The following is a 20,948-nucleotide window of genomic DNA, read 5'->3' on the forward strand; positions in this document are numbered from 1 at the left end:
ACTTATGATTGACAAATAAGTTGACCTTCTTCATAATGAAACTGAATTTATTTAAATGATTTAATTAAACATTAATCATTTAGTTAATCTAAAGGAGGTCTTTTATTTATGTCAACGATATACCGATCCGAGCACCCGAGACCACAATTCATGAGGGACAGCTGGCTTAATTTGAACGGAGAATGGGAATTTGCGTTTGATGATGAAAATACGGGCACTACGGAAGGATGGCATAAGGGAGATCAGCCTTTGCCGCTTCGCATTCAAGTGCCGTTCGCTTTCCAAAGCAAACTTAGCGGCATTGCCGATCCAGCCGTTCACGATACGGTATGGTATCGTCGTCCGCTGGACATTCCTGCCGAATTTGCAGGCAAAAAAACGATTCTCCACTTCGGAGCTGTCGATTATTTAGCTTCGGTATGGGTAAACGGCGTGTTGGTAGCTACGCATGAAGGCGGACATACACCTTTCCAGGCGGATATTACGGAAGCGCTGCGCGAAGCCGATAATTGGCTCGTTGTAAAGGCGGTCGACTTTAGCCGGGACACAACGCTGCCGCGGGGCAAACAATTTTGGCTGGACGATTCCGCTTCTATCTTCTATACAAGAACGACGGGGATCTGGCAGACGGTATGGGTGGAAGCTGTCGCGACGGCATCTATCGACCGCGTGCGGATGATTCCGGACATTGACCGTAATGCAATTGAGCTGCATGCCTATTTCCGCGGGACAGCGGGACGCTCTCTCCAGCTGAAGATCGAAGTTACCTTCGAAGGCGAACCGGTGGTTGAAGAGACATACGGCATTACCGATGACCGGCTTAATCGAACGATCGGGCTCCGGGATTTATACGATCGCGGTGCATCCAGACATTGGAGCCCGAACCATCCTCGTTTATACGACATCGTGTTCTCTGTGATTGAAGGCGACGCGGTCATTGACCAGGCGACCTCTTATTTCGGCATGAGGAAGGTATCCATCGAGGGTGGCAAGCTTTGCCTGAACAATCGCCCATTCTTTAGCAAAATGGTGCTCGATCAAGGTTATTTCCCGGACGGCAATCTTACGCCGCCGAGCGACGAGGCGATTCGCAAGGACGTCGAGCTGACCAAAGAGATGGGCTTCAACGGAGCGCGCAAGCATCAGAAGCTGGAGGATCCGCGCTACTTGTACTGGTGCGACAAGCTGGGCCTTGTTGTCTGGAGCGAAGCGGCCAACGCTTATCAATTTACAGAAGAGTACGTGCGGAAGTTTACAAAGGAATGGATGGAATCCGTCGAACGGGACGCCAATCACCCTAGTATTATCGCCTGGGTTCCGCTCAATGAGAGCTGGGGCGTGCCGAATATCCAGGTCGACAAGCAGCAGCAGGATCATGCCATGGCGATGTATTATTTAACCAAGTCGCTGGATCCTACCAGACCGGTCATTTCCAATGACGGATGGGAGCTGGTCAAGACGGACCTGTTCAACATTCATGATTACGAATGGAGACGCGAAGTGCTGGAAGAGCGGTACAGCACAGTAGAGAACGCCATAGAAGCGATGCCGGCGAACCGGAGATTGGCGGTAGAAGGTTACCCTTATGCAGGCCAACCGATCCTGCTGACGGAATTCGGCGGTATCTCTTACAAGAAAAGCGATTGGGAGGGCTGGGGGTATTCCGGCGCGGACAATGACGAGGATTTCGAACAGCGCCTCCGCGCCGTCATCCAGCCGTTCCATGGGGCAGGCAGCGTCGTTCAAGGTTATTGTTATACGCAGCTTACGGACGTGGAGCAGGAGATCAACGGTCTGCTGACCTACGATCGCATCCCCAAAATTCCGCTGGAGCTGATCCGCGCGATCAACGAAGGCAAATAAGTTAGTCTTGCAGCGGAATATCGGTAAAATATAGCGGGGCAGCCCAAGTCAAAAAATATTGACTTGCGGCTGCCCCGTTTGTTGTTGGCGAGTACCATTTTCTAAATCCGTATCGCCCTAACAACTGATCGTCACCACGATGTCCTGATCGTAATTGCCAAAGCGTTTGCCGAATAGACTTACGCCTCCGGGGTGGACGGCATCCTCGGGCGATTCGATGCGGAACAGGATCTCTTCGCCTGCGCTCAGCGGCAGATCGCCCACGGTGACGTCCGACAGCTTGACTCCGTCCATGTAAGTCCCTTCCTGCGTAACATGAAGCGTCTTGAGCAAGCCGTGCTGAGTACTGTATTCTTCCCACCAATGCGGCGTGAGCTTGCCTGCAGACTTGCCGAAGTCGCCTGGCGACGTCCAACGGCATACCGGGATGCCGCCAATCGCAAACGTGATATCGGACAGCCAATTCTCATCATAACCTGGCGCCTCCGAGCAGATTTCCAGCGAGATGCGCAGGTTGCTGACGGGCTTGCGGCCGGTCAAATAATTCGGAATGCGGTATTCGACGAAACCGCTGGCGAACCAGAGATGCTGCGCCAGCACATGTTCGGGCTCGGCAAAATATCTGGGATCATCGCGCATGCCGATCAGCTTCGTATCCGAAGCCAGACCGCAGGTGGGCTTAACATGGTATGCGGAATATTGACCGATCGGGATGGAGCTCGTGTAATGGTTATAAGGCTGTTCCGTGTTTTCCTCGGGCGCTGGACCTTCCCTGAATAGAAGTGTTGCTTTGTCGAGCTTCAGCTTGCATATTTTTTGGGTGCCGCGTTTGCCGGCGGCTACTTCGGTCTCCAAAATGCCGGCTTCCTCCAACTGGCTGACATGTTTCGTCACGATCGCGGAGGAGATGCCGAGGCGAGCCGCGATTTCCTTCATATTTAATTGCTCTTGCTTAAGCAATTCTATCATTTGTATGCGTGTTTTTGATGCCAGCGCTTCGAATAGTGGCAAATTGCGTTGATTGACTTCCAGATTCATGGCGGACTCCTTCGAGCAGACGAGCTGCTGCCAGTTAATCGATTTTATACGATTATATAACTGTTTCATTAATGTAACAAGTAATCGGTTAACTTATAGTGTAATTCTCTATCGAGGTCTTCGTCGTAGTAAAATATGGCAGTCCCCCTCATATCTCGTTTCGTATACGAACCGTATAACGAAGAGGTGATTGCGATGTTGACTAAAAAACATTGTGTGTTCTGTACGGAGCTTGTTGGAATGGAACGCGACGGTGAATACGAACGATATTTCGGATGCATGTGCGCCCCGCAAGGGCATTACAAGGTAAAGAGCGATGCGATTGCCGCGTTGCAGTCGTTTCCTTACGAAAAGAAGCGGCGTGTTCTGCCCCTCCTATCGGCATATATTCGGGAGCTGGACGAGCATGGCGAACGGGCATCTCTGACGCTGGAGCAAGCAGAGGCTATTGTGTCATCTCCGGAAGTAGCTATAACAATGGAGCAGAAGGGCCGCCGGCTGCTGAGATACTTATATCGGAATTCGAATTCTGCAGGCGATTCCGTCAATCTGCACCCGCTGGCTCGTGCTTATAATGTCGCTTATGCTTCTAATTTGCAAGAACTGGTCTACTTGATCGAAAAAGCACGCGACACGGGATGGATTGATCGCGAAGGTGCCGTGCTTAAGCTGACGGAATCCGGCTGGGCTGAAGCGATGGCCGAATCCGGCGTTGGACGCCGCAAGGAGTGCTGCGTACTCGCAGGCAGCGAGCAGATCTATACGCAATGGTCCGCCATCCTTCCGAACGGCCTTGAACAATGCGGATATGGCGTTCGTATGTTCCATCCGAATAAGATCCGGGAAATCGCGCGCGAAGCGCTGCAAGAAGCTGCCGCCACAGGATCGGACGGACGAAGCGAAATGGTGGAGCGTCTGACATCATGCAAGCTGATCATTGTCGACGTGACGGAAGCCGATCCGGAAACGTATTTTGCCGCGGGGTTTGCCGCCCGTGCCGGCGTGCCGATTCTCTGGACCATCAAGCGGGAAGCGAGCGGCGATGCAGCCGGGCAGCCATCATGGCTGCGTCCGTTGCCATGGGACATGCCCGAACAATTAATTGAATTGCTGCAAGAGAGGGTCTAACGACGGCAAATGAGGGTTTTCTCATGATGATTTTTGTTTCAATCTGATTCCCGGCAGGTTAAGGAAGGGTAGGCGCAACAGTCGCACACCTTAAAAATAACTGAAACCGAGAGGAAGATGATTATGAAGAGAGAGTCTAATAATCCCGTTCGCAAAACAACCCGTACCAAGCTGCTGCTGACCGCCACGATGTGCGCGGTGCTGTTGCTGGGGGCTTCGGCCTGCAACAACGGCAACAATGTCAATACGAACTCCAATGGCATTAACGATGATGCCAACAATATGCCGACCGTCACGGATGAAACGGTTGTTCCAACCGCGACGGATGCGCCGGCAGCAGAATAAGCGAGAAATTCCGGCGACTCTGCCGTAAGTATAGGATGCCGATCGGCATCCTGAAACCTCCCGCCCCGTGGTCCCGATTTGGGAATCTGGGCGGGAGGTTTGTTTTGTAGAGTACCAACGGCAACGGTTCCGTCGCAATGGACCGCCTGCGCTCTTGCCAACAAGGCTGCCCCGAATCTCCGATTATCGGAACATTCGGGGCAGCCTTGTTGGCGTACAATCGATTCATTCGCATTAGAACATAGGGAACACATAACGGACAAGGAAGTATAGAAGTCCAAAGAAGATGAGGAGATAAGCCGCGTATTTAATCAAAGTAGCGAAAACGCGGCTGGAATCCGATCTGTGTTCGACATGTCTTTCTTCAATCTCGATATTTCGATTTGGCGGGTTCATGGCCATCGCCCCTTTCACTGGTTTGTAATTATTAAGTACCCGCCTGTCCGCTCTTCGAATCAAAAAGAAGAAGGGACCTCTTTACAATGTCTGAGTTGTAGTGTACTATTTAACTATAACACCTATACACAGGAGGAGCGGACGCTTAATGGTTGACATGAATAAAAGAAATTCTGCTGCTGAGGCCCGGTCGGATCGCAATGAAACGGTGCTTCAGTTGGATAACGTCTCGAAGATCATCGGAGGGAAAAAGCTGGTCAACGGACTCAGCTTCGAAGTAAAGAGCGGCGAGATCGTCGGTCTGCTTGGACCTAACGGCGCCGGCAAGACGACGACGATCCGGATGATCGTGGGACTCATCGGGATGTCGGAGGGCGATGTCCGGATTGGCGGGAGCAGCGTAAGCAAGAGCTTTGAAGCGGCAATAAGGCATATTGGCGCCATTATCGAGAATCCGGAATTTTACCCCTATATGACGGGATTAGATAATTTGAAGCAGTTCCAGCGTATGACCGAGGGCGTGTCAGAAGAACGGATACGCGAAGTAACAGCGCTTGTTGGCTTGCAGGATGCCATGAACAAAAAGGTAAAGGCATATTCGCTTGGTATGCGGCAACGTCTCGGCATCGCACAGGCATTGCTTCACAAGCCGAAGGTGCTCATACTGGACGAACCGACGAACGGGCTTGATCCTGCAGGCATTCGGGAGATGCGCGATTATCTCAAGCTGATTGCAGACAAGGAGAGGATCGGCATTCTCGTATCCAGCCACATGCTCAGCGAGATGGAGCTGATGTGCAGCCGCGTCGTCGTTATTCAAGAGGGTAAGCTAATTGCGGTCCGCTCAATCAAGCATACCGGGAGCGAAGAGAAAAGTTCCATGTCCCTCAGCCTGGAAGTAACCGACGTCGAGCTGGCATCCAGGACCCTGGCAGCATTAAATAAGGCGGAGCTGCTAAGCAAGGATGCAGACAGAGGCATGCTGGCCGTCAAGCTGAAGCACGAGGATATTCCGTCGCTGGTAAAGGCGCTGACGGAGACGGGAGTGGGACTCTACCGGTTAGAAGAGATTAAATCTTCGTTGGAAGATGAATTTATGAAATGGACGGGGGCGAATCGCAGTGCGTAGTTTTAGTAGGTTGGTGCTCAATGAATGGTTAAAGCTTTTTAAGCGAAGCTCGATCTTGGTCCCGTACGTTATTCTTGCGGCGTATGCCGCGATCTTCGGCTATGCGGTATTCAAGATGGGGAGTGAGTTCGGTTCCGGGGCGGAATTTGCCGCGCTGGCGATCGGCATGAGTTCTGCTGGACAGGTGCTTCCTCTGCTTGCTATCATTACGATGGCTGGCATGGTGTCCAAGGAATATCGGATGGGCACCATCAAGCTTCTGCTCATCCGTGCACACAGCCGCAACAAAATATTAGCTTCCAAATATACGGCATCGCTCCTGTTCATCATCTCTCTTATTTTGTTCACGGCCGCTGCCGTTCTCGTAACGGGCACCATCGTTTACGGATGGGGCGGAGAAGCGCCGCACTGGAACGAGATCGGCCGCTCGATGCTGTACATGTTTATTTATACGACCGTCTACGTAACGCTTACCTTCATGATTGACATCCTGACCAAGTCGAGCGGCGTTACCGTCGGCATTGCCTTGTTCTGCGTCATGATGGGAGGACTGGCGACCCTTCTTTTGTCGAAGTACTCTTTTGCCAAATTTATTTTGTTCGCAAACACGGATCTATCGCAATTTAACGAGGGCAACGAGCCCATGATTCCGGGCATGACGCTGCCGTTCTCCGTATCGGTGCTTATTGTGTATGTAGCGCTGTTCCTGCTTGCAAGCTTTGTCACGTTTAGAAAACGCGATGTCTCATAAGTCGGCCTGGAGCGGACTGGCATCGAGAAGGAGCATAGCCCACTGTGACGATAGAATTCGATAATAACATGCCGATCTATATCCAAATCATGACGCATGTAAAAAAGATGGTTATTACCGGCAAGCTCGGTCCCGGCGACAAAATTGATTCCGTGAGAGAGCTGGCCGCCGAGCTGCAGATTAACCCGAATACGATCCAACGTACGTTCCAAGAGCTGGAGCGCGAAGGAATCGTCGAGACGCGCCGCGGCATGGGGCGTTATGTGACTAGCGAGGAGTCGACCATTATGCGATTAAAGAAAGAGATGGCTGGAGATATGCTGGAACGGTTCGTGCTCGGCATGAAGGAGCTGGGCTTCGACGACAGCGACATATTGGCGCTGGTAAAGGATACGGTTCATCATCATTCCGAACGGGAAAGGGAGAGCTGATCGTCGATGGAGCCCATTCTTCAGTTAAAAGATGTAGTCAAACGCTACGGCACGAAGCCGGCGCTCTCCGGCGTGTCGTTCGAAGTGGGGCCGGGCAAAATTATCGGTCTGCTCGGGAGCAACGGAAGCGGTAAAACGACGATCATGAAGCTGGCGGCGGGACTTATGCAGCCGACATCGGGAAGCGTCGCCGTTTGCGGACTGCCAACGGGCAAGTACTCCAAAGCCTGCACGGCATTTATGCCCGATAAGCCGCTGACGGAGAGCTGGATGAAGGTGCGCGATGCCATCGCGTTTAGCCGAGACTTTTATCCAGACTTCGATGATGCCAAGGCGCGCGACATGCTGTCGTTTATGCAGCTCAACCCGGACGACAAAACAACGTCATTGTCCAAGGGGATGAACGAGAGGCTGCAGCTTACGCTCACTATATCGCGAAATGCGAAGCTTTACCTGCTGGACGAACCGATCGGCGGCGTCGATCCCGTGGCGCGCGATAAAATTTTGGATGCGATCGTTCAGTATTACAACGAAGAGAGCAGTCTGATCATATCCACGCATCTGGTCCGTGATATCGAGCGGATTTTCGACGAGGTCCTGTTTATCAAAGAAGGCAAGGTAGCGCTGCACGAGGCTGTCGACGACTTGCGAATGAAATACGGGAAAGGCGTGGATGAAATGTTCAAAGAGGTGTACGCGCAATGATCAAGCTGCTTAAATATGATTGGAAGCGCAATTCGAACAGTATCTTCGCTGCGACGGTTATTTTTATCCTTGCTCAGACTATATTGACGGTTGTAGGAGAGATCAAGGACTGGGCGCCGCTTACGACCTACATTGTTTCAATCGTCCTCTATGTGTTTGCAGGTTTTTTGGCCTTCTTAATGGTGTGTCAGACGTACAACGCCAACTTGAAGGCATACAGCCGTCGATTGCTTCCGTTACCTTCGCTTTACACGGTCGCATCGCCAATTCTGTTATTGCTCGTCAGCATGGCTTTCCTGCTCGTTCTATTCTTGCTTCATGAATTTACGTTCGTGACATTGCTCGGATTGGATGAGACGATTTTGTCGCCTATAAGGGAACAGTTGGAGCTGAAGCTCATATTGTCGTTTTTGATCGGATTTGTTTGGCTGACGGTTTCGGCTACCGTCTTCGTTTTTTTCTGCATCACCTTCGCCAGAACCTTCGAGGGCAAGATCGGCACATGGCTTGGCATTCTCATGTTTATCGGCTTGGCGGCGGTGCTAGGTTGGCTGGATGAGCTTGTGCATTCAAACTCCTCGAGCGGCAATGTGCCGTTTGGAATTACGGGATTCAGCATGGCGGACACGCCAAGCGGCGATGGCTTGACGGTGACCGTAACGGGGATCCAAGGCATCTCGATAATCTCCTTCCTGATCGAGATTGCAACCTGCGTTACTCTGCTCTTTGGCATTCGTTATATGATGAATCGCAAAATCAAGTTGTAATCTCCTTATCCGTCCGGCCAGCGAAGCTTTCCGCTTTGCTGGCCGGACGTTTTTCTTTGCGGTTATCCTCTCCCCATTTGGTCCAAGGTAGTCTATAATAGACAAATAACGACAATCAGTCAGGACAGAATGGAGGTGTAAGCGTTATGTCGGATAAGGAAGAGTTGGTACGATTCGGCGTATCGTTCCCTTCACAGCTGATTGGACAGTTCGACGCATTTATCGAAGAGCAAGGCTACAAAAACCGATCGGAAGCGATTCGCGATTTGGCGAGGAAGGTATTGCTGGAGCCTACGCGACTCGGAAGCGATGAGTTCGTGGCCGGAACGATAGTTGTCGTCTACGACCATCAAGTTCGAGAGCTGCCGATCGTCTTAATGGACATCCAACACGATTATCATCATGATATTGTCTCCAATATGCACGTGCATTTAAATCACGATCAATGCCTGGAGGTCATCGTCGTACGCGGCCAAATGGGTACGCTGAGGGAGCTGCATGAGCGCATTCAGATCCAGAAGGGCGTTTCGTACGCGGAGCTGTCCGTCACATTCGCCGAACCTCAAGGGACAGAAGCACATGCTCATGGCCATGGTCACAATCATGGTCACGGTCATCATCACGGTCATAGACATAGTCACAGTCGTCAGGCAGATGAACGATAGGATTAACATTGACATGAAGCTGTTTCTTTAAATGACGATTCATACATAGGGCGGAAAGGAGATAGAATAGATATGGCGCAAGGCCAAATGGCGGACAAAACAACCGGCGGAGCGCAGGCAGGGAAAGCCTCCTCGTCCTCCGGACTTAAAACATCAGCTTCAAACGCCTTCCCTCAGCGCGGCCAAGAAGCGGACAAGCTCAGATGGATGCAAGCATCCGTCGGCAATCAGGCGACGATGCAGATGATGGCGAGGCGCGGGGCGATTGCTCCGATTCAGAGACAGACCGGGGCGCCCCAGCAACAAGGACAGCCGACAAATACGCCGCCACCGTCCAAGCTCGGATTAATGCGGCTTAAGGTTGGTGAAGCCAAAACGGCAGGTAGTTTCGGACAAGCAGAGGCTTTTAGTGCTGAAAGCGGTGCTGTTGACAACATAGGCGACACGACCGAAATAACAGGTACGGGAGTCGGCGGTCAAACGGATGTATATTCGGACGCTTCTGACGAGTTGAAGAAGGCGATTAAGAAAGGCGAGACAAATGAACAGGACGTCTCCTCAGAAAAGGCTGAAAAGGCTAAGATCGACCGAGAGAATCAAAAGCTCGGCGTAGCATCTGGCTTGCTGGATGTAGGTTCGGGTTTTATCGGGCTTATTAACATGAAAAAGGCCATCTCGGAGTCGACAAAAAAGTCGGAAACGGCAGGCGCCCTTTATGGCGGTTTGGAAAGCGGTCAAAAAGCGTTTGCAGGCGTCGCTAAAGTCGTGGACAACGCCGCAAAGCTGGAGGGCAACGAAAACGGCGTCGGCTCTTCTGAAGCGGTTGCAGGTTACAGCGGCAGTGTGGGAGATGCTTTATCTGCGATCAAGAGTGCATTCTTTATGGTCAAGTCGATTTATGAATTGTTCAAGGAAGGCTTCTCTGCCGAAGGCGTGACCAAAAAAGAAGTCATTAAGGGCGGTCTGGAAGCCGTACAAAATGGTTTGGAGGCGGCTCAATCGGCCGTCAAGACCGTTAAGTCGATTCTGGAAATTCTGGAACAGGGCGTTGGCAAGCTGACAGAAGCAATACCTGGCATTGGCATCGCCATCAGCGGCATCAAGATCACAATTAAAGTTTTCAATATGATGCAATGGCATAGCTCCAAGCAGAAGATGACGACGATCAAGCGGGACTTCAAAACCAAGTACGCTACCAGCAGCATGGTTAAGACCAAAAATCGCACGATTTTCGGAAAGACGATCTATTCGTCAACGGGAACCGATAAGACGGCTCTCACAAATCGCCACGCAGAATTGATGAGAATTATCGATCCCGCGAATGCAACGGCGACGGCCGATGAAAAGAAGGAAGCGCAGATCGAACTCGACGATATCGAAAACTATGAGCTGGCTAAAGAGATGAAAAACATTAACAATAAGAAGTTGGTTCGCGGGGGTATCGAATCCGGGCTGGAGATGGCGAGCATCGCGGGGGACATTGCGACGCTCAGCGGAGCGGGTGCTGCGGTCGGAGTCAGTCTGAAGGCCGCGGCTAGCGGTACGAAGGTGGGCATGGGCTTATTCCGCCGGGTCAAGCAATATGGTCATAACAAAGCCGCGGAGAAAGGTCCTAACAGCGCGTGGTCGACTGTGTTCAACGCGGAGAAGTCATCCGACAAAAAACATGAAAAACGGGCTAAGGACGCCGACCTGATTCTTAATATGGTGGGCAAGCTTCCAGAAGACGAAACTTCGGCCGATGGACTCAAGCAATACCAGCGCGTACTGACTTTTATTGAAGCGACGGGCTGCAGCACGAAGGCATTGTTTAGATTAAACGGAAATATCGACAAGCAGCGTAAGCTGTTAATGGAATCTATGAAACAAAGGGACTAATGAATTCAAACATGTATGGGGACAGGAGGTTGGCCTATTATGGTATCTGAGATGGAACACGCAAAGCAACTGGCCGAACTTGGCGGCTTGCAAATCGCGTTTGAGAAGGAAGGGTTCCAGACCCAGCTTCTTGAGCGATCCGAGAGTATTCCCTTGCATGTCCTTGTGATGATGCTTGGCGAGGATGACCAAGGCAGAGATCGAATGATGAATTTGAATTTCCAGCCCTTGCCGGAGTCTGACATCGCGTGGATTCGCTTGCTTCAACTCCATACGGTCTTGCCTTTCCGGGTGGCGCCGGCGCAGAGAAGCGCTGTAGAGAGTATGCTGCTTGGGGCAAACGGGATGGTACCGCTGGGCGGGTTCGGCCTAAACGAAGATGGCGAAGTTTACGCCCGCTATGTTTACACCGTTTCGTCCTCGCAGACCGTTTCGCCCGACGAGCTGCTAGAGGTAATCTCGATCTTTCATTACATGTTAGTCCTGTTCGAGGAACGAATCGAGCAGGTAGCAGCGGGAGAGCTAACGCCAGAGGAAGCGCTGCGAGTACAGGAATAGGCTAGGCGAGGCTACTAGGCGAAAGGCATAACAACATACGGAAGTCGGCCAAAATATTTGGCCGGCTTTTTCCACATTCTAAAAAATTAAAATCATAAGTTTCCAACGTTGTAAAAAAGGGATGTCAAATTTTCTCACTCGTGTTACAATGTACTGAGATCGTGACACGATGTAGGGGAGAGAATGAGAAATGAAGAATGGGATTGAAATGAGATTCAATACTAGGTCTATAATGATGACGAGCGTGCTTCTGCTCCTTGTCATCTCATTGATAGCGGCCTGCTCGTCTCCGAAGACGACGGAGAGACAGTCGCCGGAACGTTCGGACAAGTTGGTCGTGGCGATTGGTTCCGAGCCTGAGGATGGTTTTGATCCGACGCTAGGGTGGGGCCGCTATGGCTCGCCGCTTTTCCAAAGCACGCTGCTCAAGAGAGATGACAAGCTCAATGTGACGAACGACTTGGCGGAGAGCTATGAGATTAGCGGAGATGGTCTGACATGGACGGTCAAGCTTCGCGAAGATATTCAATTCTCTGATGGTCAGCCGCTCACGCCAGACGACGTCAAATATACGTTCGAAACGACGGCGAACAGCGGATCCGCGATCGATTTGACCAATCTAAAGGCGGTTGAGCTGGACGGGAATAACATTCACTTTAAATTGGGCAAACCTCAATCGACGTTTCTAAACGAATTGACTACGCTTGGCATCGTTCCCAGTCACGCGCACGGCGCTGATTATGCCAGCAATCCTATTGGCTCCGGACCCTTCAAATTCGTGCAATGGGATCGCGGTCAGCAATTGCTGGTGGAGAGCAATCCGAGCTATTACGGCGACAAGCCGTCGTTCCATCATATCACGTTCCTGTTCCTTAACGAGGATGCGGCTTTAGCTGCAGCTAAAGCGGGCACAGTGGATATGGCATATATCCCTTCTTCTTTCAGCAAACAAGAAGTGGCGGGCATGCGTCTGGAGGCGCTGCAAACGGTAGATAATCGCGGCATAACATTCCCTTATGCAGAGCCAGGCGGCAAGACGGAAGAAGGTTATCCCATCGGCAATGCCGTAACTGCCGATCTTGCGATCCGGCAAGCCATTAACATGGCGATGGATCGGGACAAGCTCGTTGAAGGCATTCTGGAGGGCTACGGCACGCCGGCTTATACATCCGTTGACGGACTCCCATGGTGGAATGAAGCTACGGTCATTGCGGATGGGGACATCGAAGGGGCTAAAAAATTGTTGGCCGAAGCGGGTTGGAGCGATAGCGATGGAGACGGCGTACTCGAGAAAAATGGATTAATCGCGGAATTTCCGCTCATCTATCCATCCGGCGATACATTAAGACAATCGCTGGCGCTTGCCGCATCGGAGATGATGAAGGAGATCGGAATCCGTATGACTGCAGCGGGCAAGAGCTGGGAAGAGATCGAAAGGGAGATGCATGCCAGCGCGGTGTTGTTAGGGTGGGGCAGCCATGATCCTTCGGAGCTGTATGCCCTTTATGCATCCAAGTATGCCGGCGTCGATTATTACAATACCGGCTACTACAGCAACCAACAGGTAGACGGCTATATGGAAAAAGCAATGGCGGCGCTCACGTTAGAGGAGGCGATGGCCAATTGGAAGCAATCTCAGTGGGACGGGACGACGGGTTCAAGCGCCAAAGGCGATGCGCCATGGGCATGGCTCGTCAATATTAAGCACTTGTATCTGGTAGACGATGCCCTTGACATCGGCACGCCACGCATACAGCCGCATCGCCACGGCTGGCCGGTGACCGACAATATCGCAAGCTGGAAGTGGAAGGAGTAGCTGGGTTGGCGGGTTCGGTCAGTTTTCTGGAATGTCATCGGGGACGGGAGTTGGCACTATGTCGAATCTGCACGAGACGGTAACAGCGCAGGTCCAGGGGCAGTGGCGTGGCTGGATACGACTTGCGGGCGGACGGGTGCTGAGGCTGCTTTTGCTGCTTGCATTCGTATGTTTTGTTACGTTTCTCCTTGCCGAATTGTCGCCGATCGACCCGATCCAGGCATACATAGGAGCCGATATGATGCGCGTAGGACCGGAGCAGCGCGCCGAGATTGGAGCCTATTGGGGACTTGATCAACCGTTCGCGGAGCGCTTGTTGCGCTGGGCGGGAAACTTGCTGCAAGGCGACATGGGAACCTCGATGATCTATCGTGAGCCGGTCTCGGAAGTCATCGCGGATCGCTTTGCAAGCTCTGCCGCTTTGATGGCGACGGCTTGGCTGCTCTCGGGGATCATTGGATTTGCCCTCGGATCAATCGCGGCGATTCGTCGAGGAGGAATAACTGATCGTATTATTCAATCGGTCAGCTACACGATAGCTTCAACGCCGGCATTCTGGATAGCGCTGCTTGCGATGACGATTTTCGCCGTCTGGCTGGGATGGTTTCCGGTTGGACTCGGCGTTCCAGCGGGAGTGCTCGCCGGCGATGTGACGCTGCTTGACCGGCTGTATCATATGGCGCTTCCCGCGCTTACGTTGTCCGTAGCGGGTATCGCGCCTGTCGCACTGCATACAAGAGCGAAGTTAATTGAGGTGTACGACAGCGATTACGTCCTGTTCGCAAGAGCCAGGGGCGAGCGCGGGTGGAAGCTGTTCCTCAGGCATGGACTTCGTAATGCGGCATTGCCTGCCTTAATGCTGCAGTTCGCTTCCTTCAGCGAGTTGTTCGGCGGCGCCGTTCTTGCCGAACAGGTATTCTCGTATCCCGGGTTGGGGCAAGCGACGGTTGAGGCCGGACTTCGCGGCGATGTTCCGCTCTTGTTGGGACTTGTTATATGCAGCTCTTTGTTCGTGTTCACGGGCAATCTCCTTGCAGATTCGGTCCACTGGGCAATCGATCCGAAGAGAAGGCTCCTTCCGGAGGTGAAATCATGAGAGCAGCGCGAAGCCTGACAATTGAGGGCGGACGACGCTTGACCGGCAGAACGAGACTCCTGATTTCCGCGGCGACGACAGGACTGCTCTTGGTTGGAATCATACTGTGCTCTTTGTTCATCGGAGAGCAGGGATCAAGCGTCAAGCTGGAGCTTCGTGACTTGCCGCCGTCCTTGCAGCATCTATTCGGAACGGACTGGCTTGGACGTGACATGTTCTCGCGCACGGTGCAAGGTCTAACCTTAAGCGTCGCAGTTGGCCTTGCCGGGGCTGCCGGGAGTGCCGTTATCGCTATGATGATGGGGCTGGCGGCTGCATTTCTGGGCCGGACGGTTGACCGGGTCGTCACTTGGTTGATCGATGCGACGCTCAGCGTTCCGCATTTGGTCATGCTCATTTTGATTGCTTTTGTTAGCGGTGGCGGCATTCAAGGGATCATGATCGGCATTGTCTTTACTCACTGGCCCAGTTTGGCCCGCGTCATTCGCGCTGAAGCACTCAGTGTGGTAACCGCCGATTATGTAGCGGTAAGCCGAGGCTTCGGAAGAACCCGCTGGTGGATAATGAGACATCATCTGGTGCCGCATCTCCTTTCGCAGCTGTTTATCGGTTTCCTGCTCTTATTTCCTCATGCCGTGTTGCACGAAGCGGCTATTACGTTCCTGGGGCTGGGCTTTTCGCCCCATCAGCCGGCTATTGGCATTATTTTGTCCGAGTCGATGCGATACTTGTCTTCGGGCATGTGGTGGCTTGCTGTATTTCCCGGGCTTGCGCTGCTCGTGACGGTTCGGGCATTCGATATGCTAGGCCATTCGCTGCAGCGTTTGATCGATCCCAAGCATTCGCGGACTTGAGGGAGGCAGAAGAAGATATGAATATCCTGGATATCGAAGCTTTGTCGGTGTCGTTTCAGAGATATGGTCGGGGAACGGATAGAACAACTACCAAGGTCATTCATGGTCTTAATATGTCGATTGGCCGCGGCGAGATCGTCGCAGTCGTTGGGGCCAGCGGTTCTGGCAAAAGCCTGTTAGCGCATGCGATTATGGGTATTTTGCCACGAAACGCGGTGCGCACGGGCGAGATCAGGATGAACGGAAGGCTTCTCGATGAGAAGGAACTGCTTAAAGCGAGAGGGCGCACGTTAGCCTTGCTGCCGCAATCCGTCGGTTATCTAAACCCGCTGCTCTCCGTCGGCCGGCAATTGCAAGGACCATTTGATAATAAAAAGAGTATGGAAGCCAGGCGAGGTTTGTTGGCGCGTCTTGGTCTTGGTGAGAAAATAAATCGATTATTCCCATTCCAGTTATCTGGAGGTATGGCGCGCAAGCTGCTGCTCGCCATGTCGGCTCAACCGGAGACGGGCTTGATTATAGCCGATGAACCAACACCGGGAATGGGCTCGGAAGACGTGGCGGAGACGTTGCATTATTTCCGCGAGCTGGCGGCAGGGGGGACTGGCATCCTTATGATTACGCATGACCTGGAAGCTGCTGCAGGAACGGCGAACAGAGTGGTTGTGATGAGGGAAGGCGAAGTGGTGGAGATTGCTCAGGCTGGCAGTTTTGCGGGCGATGGCAGCCTCCTGCAGCACCCCTATAGCCGGGAGCTATGGCAGGCATTGCCCGGCAACGGATTTAGGCGGCCTGTTGCCAGGGAGGTTGAAACAATTGGACAGAGCTAGTTTGCAAGGATCACGATTAGGCTGGCGGTATGGCAGCAACGAATGGTTATTCCGGGAGTATTCCGTCGAGATCACGCCGGGTGAGGTGGTTGGTTTAATGGGGCCAAGCGGAACGGGCAAGTCGACACTAGGAAAGCTCCTGGCTGGTTATATGGTGCCAACGGAAGGAAAAGTGCTACTCGGCGACAGAAATCTGCCCGGTTCCGGTTACAGCCCTGTTCAATTGATTCACCAGCATCCCGAGCTGGCTGTCAATCCGCGTTGGACGATCGGGAAGATGCTTGCGGAAGGCTGGCAGCCGGATACAAGCATACTGAAGGCCTTCGGTATACAGGAAGCATGGCTGGAACGTTACCCGAACGAATTGTCAGGAGGGCAGCTTCAGCGATGTTGCATGGTGAGAGCGTTGGGGTCTCAGACGAAGTTTATTGTCGCAGACGAGATGTCCGCCATGCTGGATGCCGTAACCCAGGCTGAAATCTGGCATGCTTTGCTCGCGATCGCAAATGAGCGATCCATAGGCATATTGGCTATCAGTCATGATGCGGCATTGCTGGATGTAGTTGCAGATCGACTCATTGGTTTGACAAGCTCCGCATTTGTCATACCCTGCATAGAATGAATATATACGGGTAATGAAGATGCGGAAGGGGTGCAAAGGCATGAGCAGGCGCACGATCAGAATCGTCTCTCTCGTCTTGTATGTCATATTCGTAATCGTACTGACGTTCAGCTCAATTCAACATTGGAAGGGCTGAGCAATTCCCGGACAGGAGTGTCCACGAACAAAGGGCAATTCCACGGTCGCAACGGACGACATCGCGGAATTGCCCTGATTGTTGTGCCATCATACTCTCAAGTGCTTACTTGCGTTTTCGATATTCCTTGGGCACAACGCCCTTCGTTTCGCGGAAGACGCGCGAGAACGTATTGTAGGACCCGTACCCGACCTCCAGCGCAATTTCGGATACGCTCATCTCCGTCGATACGAGCAAGCTGCAGGCATGACGGATGCGAAGATCATGCAGGAAATAAAGAAAGTTTTGTCCGGTTGTTTCTTTTATGACTTCGCTGATTCGGGACAGACTCATATTAAAACGCGCAGCAAGATCGCCAAGAGTAAGATCGTCCTGATAATGCTGATGAATATAATGAATGATCGGCCAGACAGAAGAATGCCTTCCATATGCGCGCCGGTCCGATTGGATTCTGGCTTCGCTCTGACTATTCGCTGTCAGCAATCGGCGATGACGATCGAAACGGATAAGCAGCTCCTTAAGCCGAATTTGAAGCATGGTCTGCCGCCAAGGCTCGTTGCTCATATATTCGCTGTACATTCCCTCAATAAGCGATCCGATTCTTTCGCGATCTTCACCCTCCAACTGAGCGAATGGCGGTGCGCCAACAGCGTCGATTAATCCCAGAAGTCTTTCATTGGGAGAGGACTCCATAAGCAAATCCATACTAAACATACAATTGTAAAGGACAAGTCTGCTTCCCGGGTCCGTATAGATCTGATGCACTTGGTACGGGAGGACGAAGGTGAAGGTGCCTGGTTTCATGGGATGCAGCACCTCGTTGATGGATTCGGATCCGGAACCGTCCACTACATAAGAAAATTCCAGAAAGTCATGACGATGAGCGCGGAATCCCGAATGAAGCGTATTCAAGCTAATATGCAGAGGGCTGGAAGTATTCATATTTGGATAGTTTTTGAGATAATCCGGGAAGTAAGTCATGTCGGAATCGCAGCCTCCGAAGAAATGAGATATTTATCGAAATTCAGGGACGAAATTACCCTCTTGCTATCTTATCATAAAAGTCGTAGAGTTCGGTAAGCGTTTGCTGCTGGAATTACTGGAACGATGTGACGATCAGGAGGAATTATAGAGATGGCTAACGGTAAAATCAGAATCGGCATTATTGGCGCAGGCAACATTGGCGGCGTGCATGCCAGAGTATTTTCGGCTTTAACAGAGCAATGCGAAATTACAGCGATTACGGATGCTTATTTGCCGCTGGCGCAGGAGAAGGCTTCCGTGTATGGAATTCCTAATGTGGTAGAATCTCCGGAAGCCTTGATCGGTCTCAGCGATGTCGATGCTGTTATCGTCGGCGTGCCGAACCAGCATCACGCGCCGCTTGCCATTCGGGCTATCGAAGCCGGCAAACACGTTTTGCTCGAGAAGCCGATGGCAATCAACAGCGAGGAAGCCCGCCGCATTTATGATGCTAGCCGCAAGTCCAATGTTATCGTAATGATGGCCCATCAAATGCGTTTCGAAGCTGTGCCTATGCAGATCAAGGAGCAGGTGGAGCGCGGCGAGCTGGGACGTATTTACACGGCGAAGACGGGCTGGTTCAGACGCAAGGGCATTCCGGGCTGGGGCACCTGGTTTACGCGCATGGACCAATCCGGAGGGGGTCCGCTAATCGATATCGGCGTGCATATGCTGGATCTCGCCCTTTATCTTATGGGCAATCCGAAGCCAGTGTCTGTGTACGGGGCAACTTACGCAGAGTTTGGTCCCAACCGCAAAGGAATCGGTACTTGGGGCAAACCGAATTGGGATGGCATCTATGATGTGGAGGACCTTGCAACCGCGCTGATCAAAATGGAAGACGGCAGCACCTTGTCGCTCGAAGTCAGCTGGGCCGTTCATATGGATACGGACAATACGCCGTTTATCCATCTTATGGGCTCCGAAGGCGGCGCCAGCTACAAAGGCAGCTCCGGCAAGCTGCTGACGGAGAAGTTCGATCGTCCGATCGAAACGCCGCTTAGCAAGCCGGAGTCCGATGAAGGCGAGCGTACGCGCCTCAGCCGCCACTTCCTGGAGTGTATCCGCGAAGGCAAGCAGCCGATTACATCTGCGTTGTCCGGCTACACCAACAATCTGATTCTTGATGCGATCTACGAATCGTCCAGAACGGGCAATGAAGTGAAATTGAATTGGGATTAGGATATTATACGAATCCGGAGGAATGGACATGTTGAGAGGATTAACCGGCGCCGGACTTGGCGCTTTGGACAATCAGCGACAACTGATTGAACTGGCGGGACGTTACGGCTTCCAGGCAGTCGATACCGATGCTTTATCGCTTGTCAAAGAATATGGCGTCGATGGCGCCCGTGCGCTTCTCGCCGACAATGGCGTAGTTATTAGCTCCATCGGATTGCCGGTGGATTGGCGCGGTTCGGAAGAATCCTTCCTAAAGGATCTGGAAGGACTGGCCGCAGTTGTAGCCGCTGCCAAGACGCTTGGCTGTACGCGTTGCTGCACATACATCTTGCCGTCCACCGACGAAAAGGCAGCTCCGTTCATGGCTGCGGCGACACGTAGACTGCGACTTTGCGCGCAAGTGTTAGGCGCCTTCGGCATTTCGCTGGGCTTGGAGTTTGTCGGTCCGCATCATTTGCGCACTCGTTGGGCGAATCCGTTCATCTGGACGCTCCAGGAGACGCTGGATTGGATCGACGCGATTGGCGAGCCGAACGTAGGTCTTTTATTCGACGCCTACCATTGGTATACGAACGATTTGACGGTCGCCGATATCAAAGCTCTCCGCCCGGAGCAGATCGTTCATGTTCACATCAATGACGCGAAGGATGTGCCAGTAGAGGAAGTGCTGGACAACGACCGCGTCTACCCTGGCGAAGGCGTCATCGACCTTACTGGTTTCTTGCAAGGTTTGCAGGCAATCGGTTACACAGGAACTGTCTCGCAAGAAATACTGTCCGTCGAGCCGCCGACAGGCACGCCAGAAGAGCTCGCAGCTCGCTCCCAAGCTGCCTTCAACAAGGTTTTCGCCGCTGCAGGCTTGTAGATTCCCCTATGCACCACAACAGACTAGCATAACAGATTAGCTGGTTAATGATTCAGCCTTTAGGCTCCTGCCGTTCAAAACGGGGGAGCCTTTTTGCATTTACCGACAACATCAGTGAGTGATCATGCACTTGAGTCCAAGAAAGCAAAGTCAAAGAAAGTAAAATCAAAGAGAGCAAAATCAAAGAAAGCAACTAAAAGCAGAGACTATTTATTACTATCCCTTAAGCTCAGTGAACTACTTCATGACTTACAACTTTAGGCAATCATTGCCTTATGCTCATTCCCGCATGTATGAAGTTAGGACAAGCTCCACACATTGCTCGATATCCCCAACCTTCAGTTAATCGCGAGCGAAGTTAAGGGGGATATTCGTGTTGTGATTTAGTAATAGGAAGTATCGATGTGAATATCCCCAGCGTTCAGTTAATAGCGATCGAAGTTTAGGGGGGGATTTGTGTTGTGATTTAGTAATAGGAAGTATCGATGTGAATATTACCAACGTTCAGTTAATAGCGAGCGAAGTTTAGGGGATATTCGTGATGTGATTGAGTAATTGGATCTATCGAGGCGAATGTCACCAACGTTCAGTTAATAGCGATCGAAGTTTTAGGGAAGATATTCGTGTTGTGATTAAGTAATTGGAACTATCGAGGCGAATGTCACCAACGTTCAGTTAATAGCGAGCGAAGTTTAGGGGGGATATTCGTGTTGTGATTAAGTAAATGGGAATATCGAGGCGAATTCCAAATTGGGAAATGATATAAATTATTAGAATTACATGGAATTTCATGGTAATACCTAAATGAATCAAAGACTGTCCCTTGCATCAATATCCCTTTGGATCAGTTTAGCGATTTATTCGAGCTTT

The 20,948-nt window shown here is 51.9% G+C and carries 20 protein-coding genes; 18 read left to right on the forward strand and 2 right to left on the reverse strand.

The genetic code is table 11. The features are described from left to right. Positions 1-108: 108 nt before the first annotated feature. Positions 109-1,863, forward strand: coding sequence for a glycoside hydrolase family 2 protein (locus H7F31_RS16945; RefSeq protein ID WP_187099737.1), 1,755 nt, complete (start codon positions 109-111; stop codon positions 1,861-1,863). Positions 1,864-1,980: 117 nt separating this feature from the next. Here H7F31_RS16945 and H7F31_RS16950 read toward each other — a convergent pair whose 3' ends face one another. Next, positions 1,981-2,901 carry an ArsR/SmtB family transcription factor gene (locus H7F31_RS16950; protein WP_187099738.1) on the reverse strand — a complete coding sequence of 307 codons (921 nt, stop codon included), beginning with the start codon at positions 2,899-2,901 and terminating at the stop codon, positions 1,981-1,983. A gap of 195 nt (positions 2,902-3,096) precedes the next feature. Between H7F31_RS16950 and H7F31_RS16955 the strand changes: the two genes are divergently transcribed. The 15 genes from H7F31_RS16955 to H7F31_RS17025 all read left to right on the forward strand — a co-directional run bounded on the left by H7F31_RS16955 (position 3,097) and on the right by H7F31_RS17025 (position 16,872). Next, positions 3,097-4,029 carry a hypothetical protein gene (locus H7F31_RS16955; protein WP_187099739.1) on the forward strand — a complete coding sequence of 311 codons (933 nt, stop codon included), beginning with the start codon at positions 3,097-3,099 and terminating at the stop codon, positions 4,027-4,029. A gap of 123 nt (positions 4,030-4,152) precedes the next feature. Next, positions 4,153-4,374, forward strand: a complete 222-nt coding sequence (locus tag H7F31_RS16960; RefSeq protein WP_087571026.1) for a hypothetical protein — start codon at positions 4,153-4,155, stop codon at positions 4,372-4,374. Between the two features lie 544 nt (positions 4,375-4,918). Then, positions 4,919-5,899 (forward strand): ABC transporter ATP-binding protein, encoded by a 981-nt coding sequence (locus H7F31_RS16965; RefSeq protein WP_261800022.1) that lies wholly within the window; start codon positions 4,919-4,921, stop codon positions 5,897-5,899. Continuing rightward, a complete protein-coding gene (locus H7F31_RS16970) occupies positions 5,892-6,650 on the forward strand; it encodes an ABC transporter permease (protein ID WP_187099740.1) in 759 nt (252 codons plus the stop codon). Before H7F31_RS16965 ends, H7F31_RS16970 begins: the two co-directional genes overlap by 8 nt. 44 nt (positions 6,651-6,694) lie before the next feature. After that, entirely contained in the window at positions 6,695-7,081 is a 387-nt protein-coding gene (locus H7F31_RS16975; RefSeq protein WP_087571028.1) for a GntR family transcriptional regulator, read from the forward strand. A 6-nt stretch (positions 7,082-7,087) separates the two neighbouring features. Further along, positions 7,088-7,786 (forward strand): ABC transporter ATP-binding protein, encoded by a 699-nt coding sequence (locus H7F31_RS16980; RefSeq protein ID WP_187099741.1) that lies wholly within the window; start codon positions 7,088-7,090, stop codon positions 7,784-7,786. Next, positions 7,783-8,553 carry a hypothetical protein gene (locus H7F31_RS16985; protein WP_187099742.1) on the forward strand — a complete coding sequence of 257 codons (771 nt, stop codon included), beginning with the start codon at positions 7,783-7,785 and terminating at the stop codon, positions 8,551-8,553. Before H7F31_RS16980 ends, H7F31_RS16985 begins: the two co-directional genes overlap by 4 nt. 146 nt (positions 8,554-8,699) lie before the next feature. Then, a complete protein-coding gene (nikR, locus tag H7F31_RS16990) occupies positions 8,700-9,218 on the forward strand; it encodes a nickel-responsive transcriptional regulator NikR (protein WP_187099743.1) in 519 nt (172 codons plus the stop codon). Positions 9,219-9,290: 72 nt separating this feature from the next. Next, the gene (locus H7F31_RS16995; protein WP_187099744.1) at positions 9,291-11,096 is read left to right on the forward strand and encodes a hypothetical protein; all 1,806 of its coding nucleotides are present in this window, start codon (positions 9,291-9,293) and stop codon (positions 11,094-11,096) included. Positions 11,097-11,135: 39 nt separating this feature from the next. Next, positions 11,136-11,654, forward strand: a complete 519-nt coding sequence (locus tag H7F31_RS17000) for a YbjN domain-containing protein (protein WP_187099745.1) — start codon at positions 11,136-11,138, stop codon at positions 11,652-11,654. 190 nt (positions 11,655-11,844) lie between these two features. Further along, complete coding sequence (locus H7F31_RS17005) at positions 11,845-13,470, forward strand: ABC transporter substrate-binding protein (RefSeq protein ID WP_261800023.1); 1,626 nt, start codon at positions 11,845-11,847, stop codon at positions 13,468-13,470. Positions 13,471-13,528: 58 nt separating this feature from the next. Further along, positions 13,529-14,566: an ABC transporter permease gene (locus tag H7F31_RS17010; protein WP_187099746.1), complete on the forward strand. Its 1,038-nt coding sequence runs from the start codon at positions 13,529-13,531 to the stop codon at positions 14,564-14,566. Then, complete coding sequence (locus H7F31_RS17015; protein WP_187099747.1) at positions 14,563-15,420, forward strand: ABC transporter permease; 858 nt, start codon at positions 14,563-14,565, stop codon at positions 15,418-15,420. The genes H7F31_RS17010 and H7F31_RS17015 overlap by 4 nt, the downstream gene beginning before the upstream one ends. A 17-nt stretch (positions 15,421-15,437) precedes the next feature. After that, positions 15,438-16,250, forward strand: coding sequence for an ATP-binding cassette domain-containing protein (locus H7F31_RS17020; protein ID WP_187099748.1), 813 nt, complete (start codon positions 15,438-15,440; stop codon positions 16,248-16,250). Then, entirely contained in the window at positions 16,237-16,872 is a 636-nt protein-coding gene (locus H7F31_RS17025) for an ABC transporter ATP-binding protein (RefSeq protein ID WP_261800024.1), read from the forward strand. Before H7F31_RS17020 ends, H7F31_RS17025 begins: the two co-directional genes overlap by 14 nt. Positions 16,873-17,113: 241 nt before the next feature. On the opposite strand, the gene H7F31_RS17030 is transcribed toward H7F31_RS17025, so the two are convergent. Beyond that, entirely contained in the window at positions 17,114-17,989 is an 876-nt protein-coding gene (locus H7F31_RS17030; RefSeq protein ID WP_187099750.1) for an AraC family transcriptional regulator, read from the reverse strand. Between the two features lie 153 nt (positions 17,990-18,142). Here H7F31_RS17030 and H7F31_RS17035 point away from each other — a divergent pair, with 153 nt between their 5' ends. Both H7F31_RS17035 and H7F31_RS17040 read left to right on the forward strand, forming a co-directional pair. Continuing rightward, positions 18,143-19,213, forward strand: coding sequence for a Gfo/Idh/MocA family protein (locus tag H7F31_RS17035; RefSeq protein ID WP_187099751.1), 1,071 nt, complete (start codon positions 18,143-18,145; stop codon positions 19,211-19,213). A gap of 28 nt (positions 19,214-19,241) precedes the next feature. Next, on the forward strand, positions 19,242-20,078 hold the full coding sequence (locus H7F31_RS17040) for a sugar phosphate isomerase/epimerase family protein (RefSeq protein ID WP_187099752.1): 837 nt from the start codon (positions 19,242-19,244) through the stop codon (positions 20,076-20,078). Positions 20,079-20,948: the final 870 nt, after the last annotated feature.

It is taken from the genome of Paenibacillus sp. PAMC21692 (genome assembly GCF_014303795.1).
Lineage (GTDB): Bacteria > Bacillota > Bacilli > Paenibacillales > Paenibacillaceae > Pristimantibacillus > Pristimantibacillus agaridevorans.

Bases quoted from the DNA above. Each gene is read 5' to 3' on its own strand.
- H7F31_RS17000 (WP_187099745.1), top strand. From the start codon at position 11,136: ATGGTATCTGAGATGGAACACGCAAAGCAACTGGCCGAACTTGGCGGC.
- H7F31_RS17035 (WP_187099751.1), top strand. From the start codon at position 18,143: ATGGCTAACGGTAAAATCAGAATCGGCATTATTGGCGCAGGCAACATT.
- H7F31_RS16950 (WP_187099738.1), bottom strand. From the start codon at position 2,901: ATGAATCTGGAAGTCAATCAACGCAATTTGCCACTATTCGAAGCGCTG.
- H7F31_RS16960 (WP_087571026.1), top strand. From the start codon at position 4,153: ATGAAGAGAGAGTCTAATAATCCCGTTCGCAAAACAACCCGTACCAAG.
- nikR (WP_187099743.1), top strand. From the start codon at position 8,700: ATGTCGGATAAGGAAGAGTTGGTACGATTCGGCGTATCGTTCCCTTCA.
- H7F31_RS17030 (WP_187099750.1), bottom strand. From the start codon at position 17,989: ATGACTTACTTCCCGGATTATCTCAAAAACTATCCAAATATGAATACT.
- H7F31_RS16955 (WP_187099739.1), top strand. From the start codon at position 3,097: ATGTTGACTAAAAAACATTGTGTGTTCTGTACGGAGCTTGTTGGAATG.
- H7F31_RS17020 (WP_187099748.1), top strand. From the start codon at position 15,438: ATGAATATCCTGGATATCGAAGCTTTGTCGGTGTCGTTTCAGAGATAT.
- H7F31_RS16995 (WP_187099744.1), top strand. From the start codon at position 9,291: ATGGCGCAAGGCCAAATGGCGGACAAAACAACCGGCGGAGCGCAGGCA.
- H7F31_RS17005 (WP_261800023.1), top strand. From the start codon at position 11,845: ATGAAGAATGGGATTGAAATGAGATTCAATACTAGGTCTATAATGATG.
- H7F31_RS17040 (WP_187099752.1), top strand. From the start codon at position 19,242: ATGTTGAGAGGATTAACCGGCGCCGGACTTGGCGCTTTGGACAATCAG.
- H7F31_RS16985 (WP_187099742.1), top strand. From the start codon at position 7,783: ATGATCAAGCTGCTTAAATATGATTGGAAGCGCAATTCGAACAGTATC.
- H7F31_RS16980 (WP_187099741.1), top strand. From the start codon at position 7,088: ATGGAGCCCATTCTTCAGTTAAAAGATGTAGTCAAACGCTACGGCACG.
- H7F31_RS17010 (WP_187099746.1), top strand. From the start codon at position 13,529: ATGTCGAATCTGCACGAGACGGTAACAGCGCAGGTCCAGGGGCAGTGG.
- H7F31_RS16965 (WP_261800022.1), top strand. From the start codon at position 4,919: ATGGTTGACATGAATAAAAGAAATTCTGCTGCTGAGGCCCGGTCGGAT.
- H7F31_RS16945 (WP_187099737.1), top strand. From the start codon at position 109: ATGTCAACGATATACCGATCCGAGCACCCGAGACCACAATTCATGAGG.
- H7F31_RS17015 (WP_187099747.1), top strand. From the start codon at position 14,563: ATGAGAGCAGCGCGAAGCCTGACAATTGAGGGCGGACGACGCTTGACC.